Below are 8,762 nucleotides of genomic sequence, written 5' to 3' on the forward strand. Positions count from 1 at the left end.
CCGGGTGGCGGTAACCGCTTGCGCGGTCCCTGCGATCAATCAAAAAAGAAGGAACGCCTCTGGCTTCAACGGCCGGATGGCGGAGTGGTGGAATCGCGAACAATCAAGCGGGGAACCAGGGTCTGCTTGTCCCCTGCCCCATCCGTGGAGGTGCCGTCCATCAACTGCATCAGACGCGTCATGGCCCGGTCGCCGAGCTCGGCGATGCTGACCTGCATGGTGGTCAGCGACGGGTGGACGAAACGCGCCAGTGGAATGTCATCGAAACCCGCCAAGGCCACATCGGCCGGGACGCGGACCCCTGCCTGCGTGAACGCATACAGGCAGCCCAGGGCCATCATGTCGTTGGCGGCGAATACGGCATCGGGCAGCGCTCCGGCTGCCAGCAACTCCTGACCGGCACGATGGCCGGAAGCTTCGTCGAAATCACCGGGCAACTCGATGCCTTCGGCGCCACCGCCAGAAGCCGCCAGCGCGTCACGGAAGCCGCGCAGGCGCTCGCGCGCGTCGAAGTTGAGGTCCGGACCAGAAATGAAGGCAATGCGGCGGTGGCCGGCATCCAGCAGGTGGCGGGTCATCGCAATTGCGCCGGCGTGGTCGTCGATGCTCAGCACCGGGTGGTCCTGCCCGGGCAGATAGGTGTTGATCAACACCGTCGGCAACGACTGCGGCAGGTTGTCGGTCAGGAAGCCCGGGCTCTCGGCATAGGGCGAAAGCACCAGCAGGCCGTCGACGCGGCCGCGCATGGCACGCAGGGCGGCGCCCTGCTGTTCCTGGTCACCGTGGTAGCTGGACACCAGCAGGTGCTGGCGGCGGTTGCGGGCCACCCCGTCAATGCCGCGCATCAGCTCGGAGAAGAACTCGCCGTACAGGTCAGGCAGCACCACGCCCACCGTATTGGTGCGGCGGCTGCTCAGGCTGCGGGCGGCGGCGTGCGGGGTGTAACGCAGCCGTGCGGCCACCTCCAGCACAAGCTGGCGGACCGGTTCGGCGACATTTTCATGCCCGTTGAGCGCGCGGGAAACCGTGGCCACGGAGACCCGGGCTTCGCGTGCGACGTCTTTGATTGTGATAGCTGCCTTGTTCACGAAGCCGCCCTCCACGGCTTGGACCTACCAGCATTGGCGCGGAATGTAAGCGTTTCCATCCAGGCTTGTAAACAGTCCGTTAGGCGAATGTCCCGAAATGGACATGAAAACCTGTCCGTGGCGAGGCCATGAAGGACCCGCCAGGACAGCGTGGGACAAGGGCTCAGCCCTGTTCTGACGGGGTCTGCGCGCGGATGGACAACGCGTGGATATCGGTCTCCATCATCGACCCCAGCGCGGCATAGACCGCGCGGTGCCGGGCAAGCGGCCCCAGCCCGGCGAAGCGCTCACTGACCACATGCACGTTGAAATGGCCGCGCCCGTCGCGCGCACCGGCATGGCCGGCGTGACGATGGCTATCGTCCTCGATCTCCAGCACGCTCGGCGCCAGCGCCTGCTGCAGCGCATCACGGATCCGCTCGATCCGTTCCGCGTTCACGGCAGCACCTTGCGGAACGGGCGGACCTGCACGCGGGTGTAGACGCCTGCAGCCACGTACGGGTCGGCATCGGCCCAGGCCTGGGCCTGCGGCAGCGACTCGAACTGCGCGATCACCACCGAACCGCTGAAACCGGCCGGGCCCGGGTCTTCACTGTCCACCGCCGGGCATGGCCCGGCCAGCAGCAGGCGTCCCGCGTCGCGCAGCGCATGCAGCCGCGCCAGATGCTCCGGCCGCGCCTGCAGCCGCTGCGCCAGCACATCCTGGCCGTCATACCCTTCGATCACATACCACACCGGCATTTCCTCGCTTGCATTGTCGGGTCCGCCGATTCTAGCCAATGCAGCCCCTGCCCCGGTCCGGCTGGACACTGGCGCAGCAAAGGCTTACCCTAGACTCCATTGCACGTGGCTGGATGCAGCAGCCCGTTGGTTTCTGCGGCCACGCAGCCCCCGACGACAGATCCGCTGCTTCAAACCGGACCACCTGGCCGGGCCACGTAGACGACCTCCCCGTAGTTCTGTCGCTGCCGTTTACTGCGGCGCGTCCTGCTGTTTGATATGTGTGGAATCGCGCCGATCCCGGCGCGTCTGGTGCCCTGGGGCTCCGTGGCGTTGGCCCGGCGAACCCGGTGCCGCGACTGGTCCGTTGCAATCCTGATGTCCATTAGATGACTTCCGAACTCGCGCTCGACGCGAACCCGCCAACCCGGCCGCCCGCCCCCCAGCAGCAGGAAATGCCGCTGGCCGTGGTGCATGGGCAACCGGTCCTGCAGATCCCGCAGGACCTGTACATCCCGCCGGACGCGCTGGAAGTCATCCTGGACGCCTTCGAAGGCCCGCTGGACCTGCTGCTGTACCTGATCCGCCGCCAGAACCTGGATGTGCTGGACATTCCCGTGGCCGAAATCACCCGGCAGTACGTGGAATACATCACCGTGATGCGCGAGCTGCGCTTTGAGCTGGCGGCCGAGTACCTGGTGATGGCCGCGATCCTGGCCGAGGTGAAGTCGCGGATGCTGCTGCCGCGCCCGGTCAGCGAGGAAGGCGATGAGGCCGACCCGCGCGCCGAGCTGGTGCGCCGGCTGCAGGAGTACGAACGTTTCAAGCAGGCCGCCGAGGACATCGACGCCCTGCCCCGCCAGGACCGCGACACGACGGTGGCGCATGCCTTCATGCCCGAGCGCGCCACGGTGAAGCTGCCGCCGCCGGTGGACCTGAAGGAAATGCTGCTGGCCCTGCACGACGTGCTCAAGCGCGCCGAGCTGTTCAGCGGCCACGCCATCAAGCGCGAAGCACTGAGTGTGCGGCAACGCATGGGCGAAGTACTGGGACGCCTGGAAGACGGCAAGTTCTATCGTTTTGAAGGGCTGTTCACCGCCGAAGAAGGCAAGCTGGGCGTGCTTGTCACGTTCCTGGCAGTGCTGGAACTGGCCAAGGAACAGTTGCTGGACATCGTCCAGGAAGAACCGCTGGCGCCGATCTACGTGAAGTCGCTGGCTGCTGGCAACACCAACGCGCCGCTGCAGTTCAGCAGCGAGTTTGACGACAACGACGCCGCCAATGCCAACGAGTGAGCGCTGACTGCCGATGGATCAATCGCTGATCGACCGCATTGTCGAGGGTGCCCTGCTGGCCTCCAGCCAGCCACTCACCCTGGCCCAGCTGAAGGACCTGTTTCCGGAAGAGGAACCGGCACCGCCGGGCAGCATCGAACGTGCGCTGGAGCGCCTGCGCGAGGCCTGCGAAGGTCGTGGCGTGGAACTGGTCGAGGTCGCCTCCGGCTTCCGCTACCAGGTCACCAGCGAAGTACATGGCTGGATCAGCCGGCTGTGGACCGAACGCAAGACCCGCTACACCCGCGCCACCCTGGAAACCCTGGCGCTGATCGCCTACCGGCAGCCGATCACCCGCGGCGAGATCGAGCAGGTGCGCGGCGTGGCGGTCAGCAGCAACATCATCCAGGCGCTGGAAGAACGCGAATGGATCCGCGTGGTCGGCCACCGCGACGTGCCCGGCAAGCCGGCGCTGTTCGGCACCACCAAGGGCTTCCTGGACTACTTCGGGCTGAAGCGGCTGGACGAACTGCCGCCGCTGTCGGAACTGAAGGACCTGGGCGAGCTGGAACCGCAGCTGGCCCTGGATCGTGATGCACCGGCCGTGGCCGGTGCCGAGGGTCCGGACATCTCGGCCAGCGCCGATGGCGTTGCCGCGAACGATGACGCCGGCCTGGCCGGCAGTGACACCCCCGATTCCGCCAATGCAGCCTCTGCATCGGCCTCCGATGAGCAAGCACCTTCGCCCCTCGATGATGGGCACCCCGATTCCGCGCCGGGCGAGCGCGCGGTGCCAGTGAACGAACGCGAAGACAACGCCGTCGCGATGACGACCGTGGCTGTTGACCAAGCCGATTCCGAACCAGAGGCCGACCTCGAAACCGTCGGCCGGAGCAAAACTGATGAGTGACACCCCCCGTAACAAGCTCTCGCTGAAGCGCGAAGCCACCTCCGAACAGTTCAAGCTGGAAGAGCGCCTGCACAAGGTGCTGGCCCAGGCCGGCCTCGGCTCGCGCCGCGCGCTGGAACAGCGCATCGCCGAAGGCCTGGTCAAGGTCAACGGTGAAGTCGCGCAGACCGGCATGTCGGTCAAGAGCGGCGACAGGATCGAACTGGATGGCCGCGGCTTCGTCGCCACTGCCCTGGCCGAGCCGTCGCGCGTGCTGGTCTACAACAAGCCGGAAGGCCAGGTGACCACCCGCGAAGATCCCGAAGGCCGCCCGACCGTGTTCGAGTCGCTGCCGCCGCTGAAGGGCGCGCGCTGGATCGCCATCGGCCGCCTGGACATCAACACCACCGGCCTGCTGCTGGCCACCACCGACGGTGAGCTGGCCAACGCCATGATGCACCCGTCGTTCGAGGTCGAGCGCGAGTACGTGGTGCGCGTGCGTGCACCGGAAGGCGAGGAAAAGGTCTCCGACGCCATCGTCGACCGCCTCAGCCGTGGCGTCGCACTGGAAGACGGTCCGGCCAAGTTCGATGAGATCGAACGCATCGGCGGCACCGATTCTCACGACTGGTTCCGCGTCGTGGTGAAGGAAGGCCGCAACCGCGAAGTGCGCCGCCTGTGGGAATCGCAGGGCTGCCAGGTCAGCCGCCTGAAGCGCACCCGCTATGGCAAGGTGAGCCTGCCGCGCGAACTGGCCCGTGGCCATTCGGTGGAACTGGGCACCGCTCAAGTGGAAGCGCTGCGTGCGCAGCTGAAGCTGGAAGAAGGCGCTCCGTCGGCATTGACGCTGCAGCCGGTGATCGGCCAGCGCCGCGCCGCAAAGACCACCGTGCGCGTGCGCGAAGGTGGCCGCGGCAATGCCTACGTCAATGGCCACAACACCGCTGACGAAGGTCGCGAGCTGCGCCGTTTCGACAACGTCCGCGAAGACCGCGGCCGTGGTCGCGGCGGCAAGGGTGGCGGCTTCAAGGGCGGCCTGACGGTCAGCGGTGAAGCAGCGGCCAAGCAGTCGCAGAAGCCGTTCAAGCAGCGCGCGCCGAAGAATGACCGTTCGCTGCCGGAAGGCAATCCGGCCGCGTTCCGCACCTGGTACGTGCCCGATGGCGTGAGCACCGGCCCGAGCGGCCATCGCAATGCCGGCCCGGGCGCACGTGGCCCGGGTGCCCGTGGTCCGGGCGCAGGCGGCCAAGGCCGTCCGTACGGCAAGCCGAAGGGCCCGGGCGCCGGTGGCGGCCAGGGCCGTGGCGGTTTCGGTGGTGAAGGCCGTGGCGGCGCAGGCGGTCAGGGTCGTCCGGCCGGTGCCGGCAACCGCTCGCAGGGCCAGGGCAACAAGCACCCGTACGGTCATCCGGGCAACGCCCCGAGCTTCCCGTCCGACCATGCAACCCCGGGTTTCAACCCGTATGGCAGCCCAAAGCCGGCACAGGGCGCCCGTCCGGGCGGTCGTGGTCCGGGTGGTGGTGGCAACCGTGGCCCGGGCGGTAGCCGTGGTCCCGGCGGTCCGGGGGGCCACCGTGGCCCCGGTGGCAACCGCGGTCCCGGCGGCCCGCGCCGTAGCGGCCCGCGCGGCGGCTGATCGGCAGCCACGTTGAAATGAAAAACCCCGGCGCAGGCCGGGGTTTTTCTTTGTCTGGTGGGTCGATCCGTTGGCAGATCCACGCCATGCGCGGATGAAAAGCGTGAGCTAGGAATTCTTTGAAAACGTGCAATTAGTGCCATAGGTCGACGCGAGCAACGCGATGAACGCCTATCGTGAACCCTCACCCGCAACATGAGGCATTGACGATGGCGTGGTACACCGAAGCGGCGCACCTGCAGGCAGAGAAGGTCACACAGGTATGGACTGACACGCATGGCCCGGCCGAGAAGGTCCAGGCGTCAGGCATCTATCGGTGCAAGGGCTGCAAGCGCGAAGTGACGTGCAACAAGAACGATCCATTCCCGCCCCAATCCCATCACCAGCACGCGCCCCACGAGGGCGACATCCGCTGGAAGCTGATCGTGCGCACCAACACCGACGGCATCTGATACAAAAAGGGGACGGAGGGGATTAAGTCGTTTTTGCCTCAAAGGGGCGAAAGCGACTTAATCCCCTCCGTCCCCTTTTTTTGGGATCAGCGCCGGCTGATGGTGAAGGCGGCGCCGTCCACGCCCAGGTCCCAGCCCTTGCCGGTGCCGGACAGGGCCAGCGAGATGTCGCCCTTGGTCATCACCTGCGCGTTGCTGGATTTCACTGCGCCGGCATGCGCACCGACCGAGGCGTAGGTGCCCAGCAGCTCATTGACGCTCACCGCGCCGGTGAAGCTGCCACGGCCATTGGTGATCTTCGACTTGCCCACGGTCAGGCCGCCGCCCTTCACTTCAATGCGCACCGGCAGGCTGGCGCCATTGCTGCAGCTGACGGTGCCGTTGCCCGACGCGGTCTTGTAGATCAACGACCAGCCGGACAGGTTGTAGCGCAGCTGGCAATCGAGGTTACCAGCGGCGTGCGCGGCCGGGGCCAGCGTGGCAGCGGACAGGGCCAGCAGCAGGGCGAAGGGCTTGTTCATGGCGGGACTTCCAGTTCGATCGACTGCCGGCGAATCTAGCAGCGCGCACGTGCACGTTGGATGCAGGCGCGCGCGCTGGTGCGGCGGTGTTCAGGCCGTGGCTCAGGCCTGTTCATCCAGGTGGAAGGCATCGGCATCGAGCATCGCCGGGAAGCGCGCGCGATGCGCGGCCAAGGCATCGGCCGAGATGGTGGTGGTCACCACCTGTTCGCGTTCGCGGATCTCCACCTGCGGCTGGCCGAGGAAGTCGATCACCGCGCTGTCGCCGGCGTAGTGCAGCTGGTTGCCGTCCACGCCGACGCGGTTTACCGCCGCCACGAAGCACAGGTTCTCGATCGCGCGCGCGCGCAGCAAGGTCTTCCATGCATAGGCGCGCGCCGACGGCCAGTTGGCCACGAAGATCTGCAGATCGAAGTCCAGCTGCTGCGGGCGTTCGACGTTGTAGCGGTTGCGGCAGAACACCGGGAAGCGCAGGTCGTAGCAGACCTGCGGATTGATCCGCCAGCCCTTCCATTCCACGCTCAGGCGCTCACGGCCGGCGGCATAACGCTCGTGCTCGCCGCCGTAGCGGAACAGGTGGCGCTTGTCGTAGTACTGCAGGTCACCATCGGGCGTGGCGAACAGCAGGCGGTTGTAGACGCCCTCGCCGTCGCGCAGCTGCACGCTGCCGATCACCGCGGCATTCAAGGCCTTGGCCTGCTCGCGTACCCAAGCCACGGTCGGGCCGTCCATGCCTTCGGCCTGGGCAATGGCCTCGTTGGAGAAACCACTGGTGAAGGTCTCCGGCAGGATCACCAGGTCGGTGCTGCCGGCCAGCGGCGCCAGCAGCGCGCCGTAGTAGGCGCGGTTGCCGGCCGGGTCGTGCCAGCGGGTGTCGCCCTGGACGAGGGAAATGCGCAGGTCCTGCATGTCTACGCCTCCGCTCACAGCAGCCGCAGGCGTTCGATCGCCGCGTCCATGGTCGCTTCGTTCTTGGCGAAGCACAGGCGCACCAGGCGCTGGCCGGCCGGAGGAGTCTCGTAGAACGGCGACAGCGGGATGGCGGTCACGCCCTTCTCGATGGTCAACCACTTCACGAACTCATGGTCGGGCAGGTCGCTGATGGCCGAGTAGTCCACCAGTTGGAAGTAGCCACCCGGCACCGGCAGCGCTTTCAGGCGCGTACCGGCCAGCTGCTCGCGGAAACGGTCGCGCTTGGCCTGGTAGAACGCGCCCAGTTCCAGGTGGTGTTCCGGCTCATCGCGGATCATCGCGGCGAAACCGTACTGCGCCGGGCCGAAGCTGGTGAAGGTGTTGTACTGGTGCACCTTGCGGAACTCGGCGGTCAGCGCCGGCGGCGCGATCGCATAGCCGATCTTCCAGCCGGTGCAGTGGTAGGTCTTGCCGAAGCTGGAGATCACGAACGCGCGCTCGCGCAGTTCCGGGTAGCGCAGCGCCGACTCATGGCGACGGCCGTCGTAGATGATGTGCTCATACACTTCATCGGAAATCAGGTAGATCTGCGTGCCGCGCAGCAGTTCGGCCAGCGCCTGCATGTCCTGCGCCGACAGCATCGCGCCGGACGGATTGTGCGGGGTGTTGACGATCAACATGCGGGTGCGCGGGGAGATCGCTGCACGCACGCGATCCCAATCGACGGCGAAGGTCTGCGGATCGAGCGACACATGCACCGCCTTGGCGCCGGCCAGGTCGATCGCCGGCTCGTAGCAATCGTAGGCCGGGTCGAGCACGATCACTTCCTCGCCCGCACGCACCACGGCGTGGATGGCGTTGAAGATGGCCTCGGTGCCGCCGCTGGTGACGGTGATCTCGCTGTCCGCATCCACCTGCGCGCCGTAGCAGTCCAGCGCCTTCTGGGCGATGGCCTGGCGCAGCGGGGCCACGCCGGTCATCGGCGGGTACTGGTTCAGCCCGGCGGCCATCGCCTTGGCAGTCTCATCGATCAGGCGCTGCGGCGCGGAAAAGTCCGGGAAACCCTGGCCCAGGTTGACCGCGCCGTGTTCGGCGGCGAGCTGGGACATCACGGTGAAGATCGTGGTACCGACCTTGGGCAGCTTGGTGGTGGGTTGCATCGGCCTGGACTGTGGGGAACAAGGCCTCCGAGTTTACGCAATCCGCGCGTCGGTGGTGCCGGCCGCTGGCCGGCAACCTCGGCTGGCAGATGGCGAGATTGCCGGCCAGC

The 8,762-nt window shown here is 66.9% G+C and carries 10 protein-coding genes; 4 read left to right on the forward strand and 6 right to left on the reverse strand.

Features of this window, described 5'->3' with window-relative positions; translation table 11 throughout:
- Positions 1-65: 65 nt before the first annotated feature.
- The 3 genes from ABGA94_RS04930 to ABGA94_RS04940 all read right to left on the reverse strand — a co-directional run bounded on the left by ABGA94_RS04930 (position 66) and on the right by ABGA94_RS04940 (position 1,823).
- The gene (locus ABGA94_RS04930) at positions 66-1,103 is read right to left on the reverse strand and encodes a LacI family DNA-binding transcriptional regulator (RefSeq protein WP_375366550.1); all 1,038 of its coding nucleotides are present in this window, start codon (positions 1,101-1,103) and stop codon (positions 66-68) included.
- A 148-nt stretch (positions 1,104-1,251) separates the two neighbouring features.
- A complete protein-coding gene (locus ABGA94_RS04935; RefSeq protein ID WP_005417632.1) occupies positions 1,252-1,527 on the reverse strand; it encodes a BolA family transcriptional regulator in 276 nt (91 codons plus the stop codon).
- Complete coding sequence (locus ABGA94_RS04940; RefSeq protein WP_005417634.1) at positions 1,524-1,823, reverse strand: YciI family protein; 300 nt, start codon at positions 1,821-1,823, stop codon at positions 1,524-1,526. The genes ABGA94_RS04935 and ABGA94_RS04940 overlap by 4 nt, the downstream gene beginning before the upstream one ends.
- A 374-nt stretch (positions 1,824-2,197) precedes the next feature.
- On the opposite strand from ABGA94_RS04940, the gene ABGA94_RS04945 reads away from it, so the two are divergent.
- From ABGA94_RS04945 to ABGA94_RS04960, 4 genes are all read left to right on the forward strand, one after another.
- Positions 2,198-3,103 carry a ScpA family protein gene (locus tag ABGA94_RS04945; protein WP_005417635.1) on the forward strand — a complete coding sequence of 302 codons (906 nt, stop codon included), beginning with the start codon at positions 2,198-2,200 and terminating at the stop codon, positions 3,101-3,103.
- A 13-nt stretch (positions 3,104-3,116) separates the two neighbouring features.
- Positions 3,117-3,992: an SMC-Scp complex subunit ScpB gene (scpB, locus tag ABGA94_RS04950; RefSeq protein ID WP_005417636.1), complete on the forward strand. Its 876-nt coding sequence runs from the start codon at positions 3,117-3,119 to the stop codon at positions 3,990-3,992.
- Positions 3,985-5,607: a pseudouridine synthase gene (locus tag ABGA94_RS04955; RefSeq protein WP_065178279.1), complete on the forward strand. Its 1,623-nt coding sequence runs from the start codon at positions 3,985-3,987 to the stop codon at positions 5,605-5,607. The genes scpB and ABGA94_RS04955 overlap by 8 nt, the downstream gene beginning before the upstream one ends.
- A gap of 209 nt (positions 5,608-5,816) precedes the next feature.
- Positions 5,817-6,059, forward strand: a complete 243-nt coding sequence (locus ABGA94_RS04960) for a hypothetical protein (RefSeq protein ID WP_005417638.1) — start codon at positions 5,817-5,819, stop codon at positions 6,057-6,059.
- Positions 6,060-6,145: 86 nt separating this feature from the next.
- Here ABGA94_RS04960 and ABGA94_RS04965 read toward each other — a convergent pair whose 3' ends face one another.
- From ABGA94_RS04965 to ABGA94_RS04975, 3 genes are all read right to left on the reverse strand, one after another.
- Positions 6,146-6,580, reverse strand: coding sequence for a hypothetical protein (locus ABGA94_RS04965; RefSeq protein ID WP_005417639.1), 435 nt, complete (start codon positions 6,578-6,580; stop codon positions 6,146-6,148).
- Positions 6,581-6,682: 102 nt separating this feature from the next.
- Entirely contained in the window at positions 6,683-7,489 is an 807-nt protein-coding gene (locus ABGA94_RS04970) for an amidohydrolase (RefSeq protein WP_111176245.1), read from the reverse strand.
- A gap of 14 nt (positions 7,490-7,503) precedes the next feature.
- Entirely contained in the window at positions 7,504-8,652 is a 1,149-nt protein-coding gene (locus ABGA94_RS04975) for a pyridoxal phosphate-dependent aminotransferase (protein ID WP_005417643.1), read from the reverse strand.
- Positions 8,653-8,762 lie beyond the last annotated feature (110 nt).

Source organism: Stenotrophomonas sp. 3diitr2024 (assembly GCF_042136455.1).
In the GTDB taxonomy this organism is placed as follows: domain Bacteria; phylum Pseudomonadota; class Gammaproteobacteria; order Xanthomonadales; family Xanthomonadaceae; genus Stenotrophomonas; species Stenotrophomonas sepilia.